Annotated in this window: 14 protein-coding genes; 10 read left to right on the top strand and 4 right to left on the bottom strand. The window is 63.2% G+C overall.

All coding sequences use genetic code 11. From position 1 onward, the window contains the following. Window positions 1-6 precede the first annotated feature (6 nt). Entirely contained in the window at window positions 7-996 is a 990-nt protein-coding gene (locus ACJA3S_RS07390; RefSeq protein ID WP_406821337.1) for a S49 family peptidase, read from the top strand. Between the two features lie 37 nt (window positions 997-1,033). Here the strand turns inward: ACJA3S_RS07390 and ACJA3S_RS07395 are convergent, their stop codons facing one another. Beyond that, complete coding sequence (locus ACJA3S_RS07395) at window positions 1,034-1,612, bottom strand: Maf family protein (protein ID WP_406821338.1); 579 nt, start codon at window positions 1,610-1,612, stop codon at window positions 1,034-1,036. 97 nt (window positions 1,613-1,709) lie between these two features. Between ACJA3S_RS07395 and ACJA3S_RS07400 the strand changes: the two genes are divergently transcribed. From ACJA3S_RS07400 to mltG, 9 genes are all read left to right on the top strand, one after another. Next, complete coding sequence (locus ACJA3S_RS07400) at window positions 1,710-2,237, top strand: YceD family protein (protein WP_170028912.1); 528 nt, start codon at window positions 1,710-1,712, stop codon at window positions 2,235-2,237. Between the two features lie 13 nt (window positions 2,238-2,250). Then, a complete protein-coding gene (gene rpmF / locus ACJA3S_RS07405; RefSeq protein ID WP_010223221.1) occupies window positions 2,251-2,433 on the top strand; it encodes a 50S ribosomal protein L32 in 183 nt (60 codons plus the stop codon). Window positions 2,434-2,436: 3 nt separating this feature from the next. After that, window positions 2,437-3,447, top strand: coding sequence for a phosphate acyltransferase PlsX (gene plsX, locus ACJA3S_RS07410; protein WP_406821339.1), 1,011 nt, complete (start codon window positions 2,437-2,439; stop codon window positions 3,445-3,447). 251 nt (window positions 3,448-3,698) lie between these two features. Next, window positions 3,699-4,637 (top strand): ACP S-malonyltransferase, encoded by a 939-nt coding sequence (gene fabD / locus ACJA3S_RS07415; RefSeq protein ID WP_406821340.1) that lies wholly within the window; start codon window positions 3,699-3,701, stop codon window positions 4,635-4,637. A 15-nt stretch (window positions 4,638-4,652) separates the two neighbouring features. Continuing rightward, window positions 4,653-5,393, top strand: coding sequence for a 3-oxoacyl-ACP reductase FabG (gene fabG, locus ACJA3S_RS07420; protein WP_003247160.1), 741 nt, complete (start codon window positions 4,653-4,655; stop codon window positions 5,391-5,393). Between the two features lie 202 nt (window positions 5,394-5,595). Then, window positions 5,596-5,832 carry an acyl carrier protein gene (acpP, locus tag ACJA3S_RS07425; RefSeq protein WP_016715141.1) on the top strand — a complete coding sequence of 79 codons (237 nt, stop codon included), beginning with the start codon at window positions 5,596-5,598 and terminating at the stop codon, window positions 5,830-5,832. Between the two features lie 186 nt (window positions 5,833-6,018). Next, complete coding sequence (gene fabF / locus ACJA3S_RS07430; protein ID WP_170028915.1) at window positions 6,019-7,263, top strand: beta-ketoacyl-ACP synthase II; 1,245 nt, start codon at window positions 6,019-6,021, stop codon at window positions 7,261-7,263. Next, complete coding sequence (pabC, locus tag ACJA3S_RS07435; protein WP_406821341.1) at window positions 7,263-8,078, top strand: aminodeoxychorismate lyase; 816 nt, start codon at window positions 7,263-7,265, stop codon at window positions 8,076-8,078. The genes fabF and pabC overlap by 1 nt, the downstream gene beginning before the upstream one ends. A 4-nt stretch (window positions 8,079-8,082) precedes the next feature. Then, window positions 8,083-9,270 (top strand): endolytic transglycosylase MltG, encoded by a 1,188-nt coding sequence (gene mltG, locus ACJA3S_RS07440; protein ID WP_406821342.1) that lies wholly within the window; start codon window positions 8,083-8,085, stop codon window positions 9,268-9,270. A gap of 84 nt (window positions 9,271-9,354) precedes the next feature. Here the strand turns inward: mltG and ACJA3S_RS07445 are convergent, their stop codons facing one another. The 3 genes from ACJA3S_RS07445 to ACJA3S_RS07455 all read right to left on the bottom strand — a co-directional run bounded on the left by ACJA3S_RS07445 (window position 9,355) and on the right by ACJA3S_RS07455 (window position 13,448). Next, complete coding sequence (locus ACJA3S_RS07445; RefSeq protein WP_406821343.1) at window positions 9,355-10,719, bottom strand: MFS transporter; 1,365 nt, start codon at window positions 10,717-10,719, stop codon at window positions 9,355-9,357. A gap of 99 nt (window positions 10,720-10,818) precedes the next feature. Next, window positions 10,819-12,402 (bottom strand): aldehyde dehydrogenase (NADP(+)), encoded by a 1,584-nt coding sequence (locus ACJA3S_RS07450; RefSeq protein ID WP_406821344.1) that lies wholly within the window; start codon window positions 12,400-12,402, stop codon window positions 10,819-10,821. Window positions 12,403-12,503: 101 nt separating this feature from the next. After that, on the bottom strand, window positions 12,504-13,448 hold the full coding sequence (locus ACJA3S_RS07455; RefSeq protein ID WP_406821345.1) for a LysR family transcriptional regulator: 945 nt from the start codon (window positions 13,446-13,448) through the stop codon (window positions 12,504-12,506). Window positions 13,449-13,526: the final 78 nt, after the last annotated feature.

The raw sequence follows: 13,526 nt of genomic DNA on the forward strand, positions 1-13,526 counted from the left end.
GTAAGCATGGCAGACGAATGGAAAGCCCCTGAGGCCGAACCCGACGAGCGCGAAGCGCGCAACAGCTGGCGGCTGCTGGAAAAGACCCTGTTGGCAAACGTCCAGGAGCATCGCCGGACGCGTCGCTGGGGGATCTTCTTCAAGCTGCTGACCTTCGTCTACCTGTTCGGCATCCTGGCGTTGTTCACGCCGCTGATGGACATGGACAAGGCCGCGTCGCGCAATGTCAGCCATACCGCGTTGGTCGAAGTGCGCGGCATGATTGCCGATCAGGAGTCGGCCAGCGCCGACAACATCGTCAAGGGCTTGCGCGAGGCGTTCAAGGACAGCAAGACCAAGGCGGTGGTGCTGCGTATCAACAGCCCGGGTGGCAGCCCGGTGCAGGCGGGCTACGTGTATGACGAAATCCGCCGCCTGCGCGCCGAGTATCCAGCCATCAAGCTGTATGCGGTGATCACTGACCTGGGCGCTTCCGGTGCCTATTACATTGCCAGTGCGGCGGATGAGATCTACGCCGACAAGGCCAGCCTGGTGGGTTCCATCGGCGTGACGGCGGCGGGTTATGGTTTTGTCGGTACCATGGAGAAGCTGGGTGTCGAGCGGCGGGCCTATACCTCGGGCGAGCACAAGGCCTTCCTCGACCCGTTCTCGCCGGAAAAACCTGACGAGACCCGCTTCTGGCAAGGTGTGCTGGATGTCACCCACAAGCAATTCATTGCCATGGTCAAGCAGGGGCGTGGCGAACGCCTGAAGGACAAGGAACACCCGGAACTGTTCAGCGGCCTGGTCTGGTCGGGTGAGCAGGCCAAGGAGCTGGGCTTGGTCGATGGGCTGGGCAGTGCCAGCTACGTGGCGCGGGAAATCGTTGGCGAAAAAGAGCTGGTGGATTTCACCGTGCAGGAATCGCCGCTCGATCGCTTCTCCAAGCGCGTTGGGGCCAGCGTGGCCGAGCACCTGGCGATGTGGATGGGGTTCCAGGGGCCGCAGTTGCGCTGAACCGAGATTGCCGGGGCCGCAACGCGGCCCCAGGGTCTCAAGGGATGGCCATGCCTTCCTTGGTCAGCATATCCACCAGTCGAATCAAAGGCAGCCCGATCAGGCTGGTCGCATCGCACCCGTGCGTGCTCTGGAACAGGCTCACCCCCAGCCCCTCCGCCTTGAAGCTGCCAGCGCAATCCAGCGGCTGTTCTGCCGCCACATAGCGCTCCACCTGCTCGCGGCTCAGTTCACGCAATGTCACGGTAAACGGCACGCAATCCACCTGGCATTGCCCGGTGGCGCTGTTCAGCAGTGCCAGCCCGGTCAGAAAGCTCACCTGTTGCCCGCTGCATTCCAGCAACTGCTCGCAGGCGCGCTCGAAGGTGTGCGGCTTGCCCAGGACCTGCTCGCCCAGCACCGCAACCTGGTCCGAACCGATGATCAGGTGTGCCGGATGGCTGCTGGCCAACGCTTGTGCCTTCTGCCTGGCCAGGCGCTGCACCAGGTCTGCAGCCGGTTCGCCAGGCAGGCGCTGCTCGTCTATGTCAGGGCTTGCCCAGCTGAAGGGCAGGCGCAGGCGTGCGAGCAGTTCGCGGCGGTAGGCAGAGCTGGAAGCCAGTAACAGAGGAAGCATGGTAGACTCCTGGATCGGTTGAACCAAATTCTATCACGCACGATGCCGCCGAATTTCCTTTGACAGGGGCGGGGGGCATCCCTAGAATGCTGCGCCTATGTTGAATGACCCGATTCCACCTCACGTTGACCCGCGCAAATTGGCTGATCGCGGCGTAACCATCAACGGTTCGCTGCAACTCGCTGATTTGGAAAGACTCTGCGACCCGCTTTCCGACAATGTCGGTACGGTGCAGGCGAAGTTCGATTTTGAACGAGATGAACAGCACGTAGTGGTTATCCACAGCGAGCTGGACGTCGAGGTCAAGATGGTTTGCCAGCGTTGTCTTGAGCTGGTCACCCTGCCGATCCACAGCGAATGTACATACGCCGTGGTGAAGGAGGGTGCGAATACCCAGTCGTTGCCGAAAGGCTATGACGTGCTGGAACTGGGCGAAGATCCATTGGATCTGCAGGCATTGATCGAGGAAGAGCTTCTGCTCGCCTTGCCAATCGTGCCTGCTCACCATCCGGAAGAATGCCAGCAGCCGGCGGGCGCAGACGAGCCCGAATCGAGCAAGGACGAGGTATCGCGGTCCAACCCGTTCAGTGTTTTGGCGCAGTTAAAGCGTGACCCAAACGTTTAGGAGTTAATCAATTATGGCTGTTCAGCAGAACAAAAAATCCCGCTCTGCCCGTGACATGCGCCGTTCGCACGACGCCCTGTCGGAAAACGCGCTGTCGGTAGAGAAAACCACCGGTGAAGTACACCTGCGTCACCACGTTTCGCCAGAAGGCGTATACCGTGGTCGCAAAGTGATCGACAAGGGCGCTGACGAGTAATCCTTGTCCGCTCAGATCATCGCGATCGACGCAATGGGCGGGGACTTCGGTCCCCGCAGCATTGTCCAGGCTAGCATTGCCTGCCTTTCGGCTACTCCCTCGCTGCACCTGACCCTCGTCGGTCAACCCTCCCTCCTTGAAGATCTTGTCAGCGGCCTTGCGGCTGCGGATCGCGCGCGCCTGCAGATCGTGGCCGCCAGCGAGGTGGTCGGCATGGATGAGCGGCCCTCCCAGGCGCTGCGTGGCAAGCCCGACTCGTCGATGCGCATCGCCCTCGAACTGGTGCGCGACGGCAAGGCGCAGGCCTGTGTCAGTGCCGGCAACACTGGCGCGTTGATGGCGCTGTCGCGCTTCGTGCTCAAGACCCTGCCGGGTATCGATCGGCCGGCCATGGTGGCGGCGATCCCGACCCAGTCCGGCTATTGCCAGCTGCTCGACCTGGGGGCCAACGTCGACTGCAGTGCGGAAAACCTCTACCAGTTCGCCGTGATGGGCTCGGTGGCTGCGCAAGCCCTGGGCGTGCACAGGCCGCGCGTGGCGCTGCTGAACATCGGCACCGAGGACATCAAGGGCAACCAGCAGGTCAAGCTGGCGGCCAGCCTGTTGCAGAACGCTCGCGGGCTCAACTATGTGGGCTTCGTCGAGGGCGACGGCTTGTATCGTGGCGAGGCGGACGTGGTGGTTTGCGACGGCTTCGTCGGTAACATCCTGCTCAAGTCCAGTGAGGGCCTGGCAACGATGATCGGTGCGCGCATCGAGCAGTTGTTCAAGGGTGGCGTGTTGTCGCGGATGGCCGGGGCCATGGCGATGCCGCTGCTCAAGCGTCTGCAGGCCGACCTCGCGCCGGCGCGGCACAATGGGGCGAGCTTCCTCGGGTTGCAGGGCATCGTCATCAAGAGCCATGGCTCGGCGGGCGTGCAGGGCTTCCAGAGTGCCATCCAGCGGGCATTGATCGAAATCCAGGAGAACCTGCCGCAGCGTTTGCATGGGCGGTTGGAGGATTTGCTCCTGTAGCTGTGTCGGCGCCTTCGCGGGCTTGCCCGCTCCCACAGGATTGCCACAGGGCTGAAGATTGTGGGGTGTCTGTGGGGGCGGGCAAGCCCGCGAAGGGGCCGACACAGGTAAACAAAGACTTTAGGCATATCGCCGATGAAGTGCTTAAATGTGACCGCGCAGATGGAGTCTCCATCCAAGCTTTCAGATTCCGCGCCTGGCCCAGGGCCTGGCGCACCCTATCCGACGACAAGATCATAAGGGCTTGTTCAATGTCTGCATCTCTCGCATTCGTCTTTCCCGGTCAAGGTTCCCAGTCGCTGGGCATGCTCGCCGAGCTCGGCGCCGAGAAGCCAGTGATCATCGAAACCTTCAAGGAAGCGTCCGAGGCACTTGGTTACGACCTGTGGAAGCTGGTCCAGGAAGGCCCGGAAGAACAACTCAACCAGACCGACAAGACCCAGCCGGCCATTCTCACCGCTTCCATTGCGCTGTGGCGCCTGTGGCTGGATGAGGGCGGTGCACGGCCGGCCTTCGTTTCCGGTCACAGCCTGGGTGAATACAGCGCCCTGGTCGCCGCCGGCAGCATCAGCCTGAAAGACGCCGTGCGCCTGGTCGAGCGCCGTGGCCAACTGATGCAGGAAGCCGTGCCGGCCGGCCACGGTGCCATGGCTGCCATTCTCGGTCTGGACGACGCCGTGGTGGTTGCAATCTGCGACAAAGCCGCTGAGGACCAGGTGGTCAGCGCGGTCAACTTCAACTCGCCAGGCCAGGTGGTCATCGCCGGCAACAAGGCTGCGGTAGACCGTGCCATGGAGCTGTGCAAGGCCGAGGGTGCCAAGCGCGCCCTGCCGCTGGCGGTCAGCGTGCCGTCGCACTGCGCGCTGATGCAGCCGGCTGCCGAGCGCTTTGCCGAGTCGGTCAACGCCATCGAGTGGAAGGCCCCGCAGATTCCGGTGGTGCAGAACGTCACCGCTGCCGTCGCCGCTGACCTGAACGCCCTCAAGCAGGACCTGCTGGCGCAGCTGTACCAGCCGGTGCGCTGGGTCGAATGCGTGCAGACCCTGGCGGCGAACGGTGCCGTCAACCTGGTCGAGTGTGGCCCAGGCAAGGTGCTGGCAGGCCTGAACAAGCGTTGCGCCGATGGTGTCACCACCTACAACCTCAATACCCCTGACGCCGTCGCCGCCACCCGTGCGGCGCTGGCCTGATTTGGAGAAGCTTGCATGAGCCTGCAAGGTAAAGTTGCACTGGTCACCGGCGCCAGCCGTGGCATTGGCCAGGCCATCGCCCTCGAGCTGGGCCGCCAGGGCGCGACCGTGATTGGTACCGCCACGTCGGCTTCCGGCGCCGAGCGCATCGCCGCCACCCTGAAGGAGCACGGCATCACCGGCACCGGCATGGAGCTGAACGTGACCAGCGCCGAATCGGTCGAGGCTGTGCTGGCCGCCATCGGCGAGCAGTTCGGCGCGCCCGCCATCCTGGTCAACAACGCCGGTATCACCCGTGACAACCTCATGCTGCGCATGAAGGACGACGAGTGGTTCGACGTGATCGACACCAACCTGAACAGCCTCTACCGTCTGTCCAAGGGCGTGCTGCGTGGCATGACCAAGGCGCGCTGGGGTCGTATCATCAGCATCGGCTCGGTCGTCGGTGCCATGGGTAACGCCGGCCAGGCCAACTACGCGGCCGCCAAGGCGGGCCTCGAAGGTTTCAGCCGCGCCCTGGCGCGTGAAGTGGGCTCGCGCGGTATCACAGTCAACTCGGTGACCCCGGGCTTCATCGACACCGACATGACCCGCGAACTGCCGGAAGCGCAGCGTGAAGCGCTGCAGACCCAGATCCCGTTGGGCCGCCTGGGCCAGGCCGACGAAATCGCCAAGGTGGTTTCGTTCCTGGCATCCGACGGCGCAGCCTACGTAACCGGCGCTACCGTGCCGGTCAACGGCGGGATGTACATGTAACACTGCAACTCAATGTGACGGATTTCGTAAAAAAAGAGTCATACTGCGAGCCTAAAATCCGTTATAAAGCTGCAACCAGATTCCAGGCAGCGGGTACGGTGACTGCCCTGAAAGTGCGTTTAGCTTGAAAAGCGAACGTCTTTCTATAAAATTAGCCACCGGCCAGCTGCCTGACATATATCCATTAGGAGTAAACCTAGGTATGAGCAACATCGAAGAACGCGTCAAGAAAATCGTCGCCGAGCAACTGGGCGTCAAGGAAGAGGAAGTGACTCTCGAGAAGTCCTTCGTCGATGACCTGGGTGCCGATTCGCTTGACACCGTTGAGCTGGTGATGGCTCTGGAAGAGGAATTCGAGACCGAAATCCCTGACGAAGAAGCCGAGAAGATCACTACCGTTCAAGCTGCCGTAGACTACGTCAAAGCCCACCAGGCCTAAGACGCTCTAGTCGACGCTACTTGTCGGGGAAAACCGCACTGCCTTCGCCGGCGTGCGGTTTTTTCTTTGCGAGCGCCCGCATTTTCCAGGCTGCCTCGTTCACCGCGCACCAAGAGCCTGTTGCCATTTCATTCCAGCGCTTGAATGCAATGGCAAGAGACTCTGTTATTAGAAAAGGAGAGTACTGTGTCGCGTAGACGCGTCGTGGTCACCGGTATGGGTATGCTGTCGCCACTGGGTACCGATGTACCGAGCACCTGGCAGGGCATTCTGGCTGGCCGCAGTGGCATCGGTCCGATCGAACACACGGACCTGTCTGCCTACTCCACCCGTTTTGGCGGCTCGGTGAAAGGCTTCGAGGTCGAGCAATACCTGTCGGCCAAGGAGGCCCGCAAGCTCGACCTGTTCATCCAGTACGGCCTGGCGGCCGGTTTCCAGGCGGTGCGTAATGCCGGCCTGGAAGTCACCGACGCCAACCGCGAGCGGATTGGCGTAGCCATGGGCTCGGGTATCGGCGGCCTGACCAACATCGAAGAAACCAGCCGCACCCTGCACGATTCGGGGCCGCGTCGCATTTCGCCGTTCTTCGTGCCGGGCTCGATCATCAACATGATCTCCGGCTTCCTGTCGATTCACCTGGGCCTGCAGGGGCCGAACTATGCCATCGCCACGGCGTGCACCACCGGCACCCACTGCATCGGTATGGCCGCGCGCAACATCGCCTACGGTGAAGCTGACGTGATGATCGCCGGTGGCGCCGAAATGGCTGCCTGCGGCCTGGGCATGGGCGGTTTCGGTGCCTCGCGTGCACTGTCCACCCGCAACGACGAGCCAAGCCGGGCCAGCCGTCCGTGGGACAAGGGCCGTGACGGCTTCGTGCTGTCCGACGGTGCTGGTGCCCTGGTGCTTGAAGAGCTGGAGCACGCCAAGGCGCGTGGTGCCACCATCTATGCCGAGCTGGTCGGCTTCGGCATGAGCGGTGATGCCTACCACATGACATCGCCGCCCGACACTGGCGAAGGCGCTGCCCGCTGCATGGCCAACGCCCTGCGCGACGCCGGCATCCAGCCGGAAGAGGTCAGCTACATCAACGCCCATGGCACCTCGACCCCGGCGGGCGACATCGCTGAAGTCGCCGCGATCAAGCGCGTGTTCGGCGAGCATGCCTACAAGCTGGCGGTCAGTTCGACCAAGTCGATGACCGGCCACCTGCTGGGCGCTGCCGGTGCGGTGGAAGCGATCTTCAGCGTCCTGGCCATCAACAGCCAGATGGCGCCGCCCACCATCAACCTGGACGAGCCGGACGAAGGTTGCGACCTCGACTTCGTGCCACATCAGGCCCGGAGCATGCCGATCGACGTGGTGCTGTCCAACTCGTTCGGTTTCGGCGGCACCAACGGTTCGCTGGTATTCCGCCGGTTCGCCGGTTGATGCACAGCTGGATCGACGGCCAGCCAGCGGCTGCAGTCAACCTGCAGAACCGCGGCCTGGCCTACGGCGATGGCCTGTTCGAGACCATCGCCGTGCGTGGCGGCCGGCCCAGCTTGCTGGACGGCCACCTCGCCCGCCTGGCGCTGGGTTGCCAGCGCCTGGCGATCGATGCCGACCTGGCACTGGTGCGCGACGAACTCCTGCGCTATGCCAGCCAGCTCGGTGATGGCATTGCCAAACTCATCATTACCCGTGGTGACAGCCAGCGCGGCTATGCGCCGGTTGCCGGTGCCATGCCGCGGCGTATCCTGCAGGGCAGCCCGTTACCCAGCTATCCTGTCGAACATGCCGAGCGCGGCGTGCGGCTGTTCCTGTGCCAGACCCGGCTTGGCGAGCAACCCCTGCTGGCCGGGCTGAAGCACCTCAACCGCCTGGAGCAGGTGCTGGCCCGTGCCGAATGGCAGGACAGCGAACATGCCGAAGGGCTGATGCGCGATGGGCAGGGCAGGCTGATCGAAGGGGTGTTCAGCAATCTGTTCCTGGTGCGCGACAGCAAGCTGTTCACGGCTGACCTCAGCCGTTGCGGCGTCGCTGGCGTGATGCGCGCTGCGTTGCTGCAACAGGCGGCGCTGCAGGGCATCCCGCTGCAGGTATGCGACCTGCCGTTCGAGGCGCTGGAACAGGCCGATGAAGTATTTGTTTGCAATAGTGTCTACGGTGTCTGGCCTGTGCGTGGCATCGCCGCGCTAAACTGGTCGCCGGGCCCGCTCACCCGTAAACTGCAGGCCGTTGCCCGTACGTTACTGGAAACCTGAATTCGTGAGACGCAAATTCCTGCTGCTGCTGGAAATGAGCTTGATCCTTGCCGGCCTGGCCGTTGGCTGGTCGGCCTGGAAGGTCAACTCGGTCCTGCAGCAGCCCTTGCACGTGACGCAGGAACGCCTGCTCGACGTGCCCAATGGCACCAACCCCAACCGCATGTTCTATCGCATGCAGAACGAAGGGTTGCTGGACGACGCTGTCTGGTTGCGCCTGTACTGGCGGTTCAACATGGCCGGTACGCCCCTGCACACCGGCGAGTACCGCCTGACCCCCGGCATGACCGTCGAGCAGCTGTTCGATGCCTGGCGGCGGGCCGACGTGGTGCAGTACAACCTCACCCTGGTCGAGGGCTGGACCTTCCGCCAGGTGCGGGCTGCCGTGGCCAGGCATGAAAAGCTCAAGCACACCCTGGACGGCCTGTCGGATGCAGAGGTCATGGACAAGCTCGGCCATACCGGTGTGTTCCCCGAAGGGCGCTTCTTCCCCGACACCTACCGCTTCGTGCGGGGCATGAGCGACGTCGAGCTGCTGCAGCAGGCGTACATGCGCCTGGATGAAGTGCTGGCCAAGGAGTGGGCGGAGCGCGCCACCGACCTGCCGTACCGCGACCCGTACCAGGCGCTGATCATGGCCTCGCTGGTAGAGAAGGAAACCGGTATTCCCCAGGAGCGCGGGCAGATCGCCGGGGTCTTCGTGCGGCGCCTGCGCCTGGGCATGATGCTGCAGACCGACCCGACGGTGATCTACGGCATGGGTGAGCGCTACAACGGCAAGATCACGCGTGCCGACCTGCGCGAGCCGACGCCGTACAACACCTACACCATGACCGGGTTGCCGCCGACGCCGATTGCCATGGTCGGCCGCGAGGCGATTCATGCGGCGCTCAACCCGTCGGATGGCACCAGCCTGTACTTCGTTGCCCGTGGCGATGGCAGCCATGTGTTTTCCGACGACCTCGACGACCACAACTCGGCGGTGCGCGAGTTCCAGCTCAAGCGCCGTGCGGACTACCGCTCCAGCCCCGCGCCACAGCCCCAGCCGGGGGCCGACGCGGGCGCGTCGCCTGAAGCGCCAGCGGCGGATGAGCCGGCCGAGCAGCCCGCGCCCGAGCAACCGCCTGCGCAGGACGCCCCAGCCGGCGGCGCGCAAGCAGCCGAACGGCCGAAGCCTGACGAACAACCTTGAGGGCTGCCGGTGTGCCCGGCGAGCTGATGTTCGCGCTCGTCGAGCGCCGACATCGGCAGCGCCTGGCGCAGGCTTGCGCTTCGCTCATGCAGCCTCCAGCAACTGCGTGCGGGGCTGCGCGTCGGGCCGCTTCAACATCCCCGCCGGAATCGCCATGACCAGTGCGCCGCTGAAGAACAGGCACAGGCCCAGCACATAGGTGCCGTTGTTGATGTCGCCGGTGAGGTTCTCTGCCACGGCTGTAATCATCGAACCGGTGAAACCGGACAGGTTGCCGAAAGCGTTGATCATGCCAATGCCAGCCGCAGCAGCGACACCTGAGAGTACTGTGCCCGGCAGCGTCCAGAAGATAGGCATCAGGCTGAGCACCCCTGATGCAGCGACGGTCAGGAACACGATTGAAAGCACGACGTCATGTGCAAAAGCTGCACTGAGGATCAATCCGCAACCACCGATGAACGCCGGGATCGCAGCATGCAGCCGGCGTTCGCCAGTGCGGTTGGAGTGGCGTGCGTTGAGGAACATGGCCATTACCGCCACGCCATAGGGGATGGCGGTCAGCAAGCCGATTTCCAGGCTGCTGGTCACTCCCGCGCTCTTGATGATCGATGGCATCCAGAAGGCCAGGCCGTAGAAGCCTGTGTTGAAAGTCAGCAGGATGAATACCAGCAGCCAGACTCGTGGGCTGAAGAAGGCATCCTTCAGGCGCGAAACCTTGCCGTGCGCATCTTGCTTCAGGTTGGCCTTGAGCAGTTCCTTTTCTTGCTGGGACAACCAGGCAGCCTTGTCGATGTTGTCGCACAAGCAGCCAAAAACGATTGCCGCCATGACCAGCGATGGTACGCCCTCGATCAGCAGCATCCACTGCCAGCCGGCCATACCGTGCCAACCGTCCATGCTGGTCATCAGCCACCCCGACAAGATACCGCCTAGCGTCAGGCTGACAGGCAGTGCCATCAGGAACCCAGACATCACCCGGCTTTGGCGATGGGTGGGGAACCAGTAGTTGAGGTAAAGAATCACGCCTGGGAAGAAGCCGGCCTCACAGATGCCGAGCAGGAAGCGCAGCACGTAGAACATTGTGCTGGACTCGACGTGGAAGAACGAGGCGAGGGGTTGGGTAAATGCGACCGCCATGGAGACGATGGCCCAGCTCAGCATGATGCGGGCAATCCAGAACCGGGCGCCGTATCGATGCAGCAGCAGGTTGCTGGGGACCTCAAACAGAAAATAGCCCCAGAAGAAAACGCTGGCGCCGAGGGCATAGACGGTATTACTGAATTGCAGATCCTCCAGCATGCTCAGTTTCGCGAAGCCGATATTCACCCGGTCGAGATAGGCAGCCATGTAACACAGCAACAGGACCGGCAGGATGCGGACGATTACTTTGCGATAGGTGCGATCCTCGAAAGCCTGATCGCGCACGGGGTCGACAACTTGATGATCCATAACCAGCCTCTTGGCATGTCGTGCATGCCTGATTGTTGTTATTGAAAGAGCACCGGGCACGACCGCACCCGGTGGTGTTGCGCCTGTGAGTAACAGTGTTCAGTGAATCGGCTCGCGGCTGGGCTGGCCATCGACCAGTCTCAGCAGCCCCAGTGGGTTGGCGTCGCGCAGTGCCTCGGGAAGCAGTGCGTCGGGAAAATTCTGGTAGCACACCGGACGCAGGAAGCGCTCGATCGCCAGCGTGCCGACCGAGGTGCCACGGCTATCCGAGGTGGCCGGATACGGGCCACCATGAACCATCGCCTCGCATACCTCGACGCCAGTCGGGTACCCGTTGACCAGCACCCGGCCAACCTTCTGTTCAAGCACCGTTACCAAAGACGCGGCTTGCGCCAGGTCGCCGGGCTCGCCAATCAGCGTGGCGGTCAGTTGGCCGCCAAGCGCGTGCAACGCTGCAAGCAGCTGGTCTTGATTAGCCAGTTCAACCACCACCGTGGCCGGGCCGAAGATTTCTTCCTGCAGCAGCGGTTCAGCGTCCAGCAGCAATTTCGCATCGGCCTGGAATAGCTGCGGCCAGGCCTGGTTACCCTGCTGCTCGGCCCCGGCAAGCAGGCGGATGCCGGCCCGCGCCTTGAGGGTGTTCACAGCCTGGGCGTAGCTGGCCAGGGTGCCGGCGTTGAGCATGGTTTGCGGCGCCTGTTCGGCCATCTGTGCGCTCAAGTGCGCGACGAAGGCGCTGAACTGCGCTGAGCGTACCCCCAGCACCAAGCCAGGGTTGGTGCAGAACTGTCCGCATCCCAATACCACCGAAGCCACCAGTTCACGCGCCACGGCCTCACCGCGAAGCGCCAGCGCCTGGGGCAGGACCAGTACCGGGTTGATACTGCTCATTTCGGCAAATACCGGAATAGGCCGAGGTCGCGCCGCGGCCATATCGCACAAGGCCCGTCCGCCCTTGAGCGAGCCGGTGAAGCCAACGGCCTGGATGTCCGGGTGCCTGACCAGCGCCTCGCCGACCCTGCCGCCAAACACCATGTTGAACACACCCGCCGGCATCGCGCAGCGCTCAGCGGCGCCGACGATGGCCTCGGCCACCCATTGCGCCGTGGCCATGTGGCCGCTGTGTGCCTTGAACACCACTGGGCAGCCGGCGGCCAACGCTGCGGCGGTGTCGCCACCGGCCGTCGAGAATGCCAGGGGGAAGTTGCTGGCGCCAAAGACGGCGACCGGCCCCAGGCCCATGCGGCATTGGCGGATGTCCAGGCGCGGCAGGGGCAGACGCTCGGGTTGTGCACGATCGATGCGCGCGCCAGTGAAATCACCTCGGCGCAGTACCGTGGCGAACAGCCTCAGCTGGCCGCTGGTGCGCGCGCGCTCGCCCTGGATCCGCGCGGGCGGCAAGGCCGTTTCACGGCATACGGTTTCGATGAAGTCATCACCCAAGCCATCCAGCACCTCGGCGATCGCATCGAGGAACTCGGCGCGGCGCGCGGCGGGCAGCGCGCGGTAGACTGGATAGGCTGCAGCCGCCGCACGGGCTGCGGCATCCACTTCCTGTTCCGTGGCTTGATAAAACGCGCCGGGCAGCGCCTGCCCGGTGCGCGCATCGATGCTGTAGAGGGTCGCCTGGCCAGTAGCGCGGCGGCTCCCGCCGATGAATTGTTGGCCTGCGTGTGACGTCATGGATGATTCCTCGGCGTTACGGAAGACATGGGGCGCTAATCTAGGTGGCTCAGCGATTCTTGCCCAATGGCTTTTAGGGATCATCCGATAACGGTAGGTTATCAATCCTCCGAAACGCGACGCGCATGGTTCAGGAGAATCTCGGCAAACTCCAGGGCCGCGCCGCTCAAGGGCTCGCCTTTGCGGGTGAGAATGCCGTAGTCCTGGGGTGTCAGGTGCAGTGGCGTGTCAAGGTTGACCAGTACGCCACTGGCCAGGTGCGGCTCGACCATCGCCTGCGGCAGCATGCCGATCATTGGCCCGCCCAGTAGCACCTTGAGGAAGGTCTGCATGGAAATGGTATCGATGGTGTTGCGCGGCACGGCCACGCCCGCCTGGGCGAAGGCCCGCTCCATGCGCCCGCGGATGGGCGTGCCCTTGGGGTAGAGAATCCATGGCCACTCCAGCAGCTGTGGCAAGGTCACAGGCCCGGCATTGCTCAATGGGTGCTGGTCGTTGACCACGAAGCAGAAGGGTTCCGGCGCCAGTGGCTGGAAGTCGAAGCGCTGCTGCTGCGACACGTCGGTGAAGCGGGCCACGGCCAGGTGGAGGATCTTGTCCTCGAGCATGGCCATCAGGTGATCGCTGGTCTGCTCCACCACCTCGATCGACAGCAATGGCTTGCGCTGCTTGATCTCGACGATGGCATCCGGCAGCGCCACGGCGGTGGCAGCAAAGATGCCGCCCACCTTCAAATGGCCGTGCCCCCCTTGGCGCAGGCTGTCGATCTGATCGACGAAGTTGCGCGCATCGTTCAGGGCGACCTGGGCATAGCGCAATACCTGCTCGCCCAACGCGGTGGGTGGCATGCTGCGCGGCAGGCGGTCGAACAGGGCGAAACCGAGCAAATTCTCGATTTCCTTGAGCATCTTGCTGATCGCCGGCTGGGTGAGGTTCATCTGCTGCGCCGCCAGGTGCATGTTGTGGGTGCGCCCAAGCGTGTCGATCAGCAACAGGTGGCGGAACTTGAGCCAGTTGCAGACGTGGGAGAAAGACAGGTCCGACATGTGATCCACCTTGTTGCAATAACCCAGTGTTATCGAATAGTGAAAATATGCCATTGGAGTTTATCGCCTGGCATGCCT

Origin of the sequence: Pseudomonas sp. KnCO4, from assembly GCF_045344305.1 — a bacterium.
Taxonomy (GTDB): Bacteria; Pseudomonadota; Gammaproteobacteria; order Pseudomonadales; family Pseudomonadaceae; genus Aquipseudomonas; species Aquipseudomonas anuradhapurensis.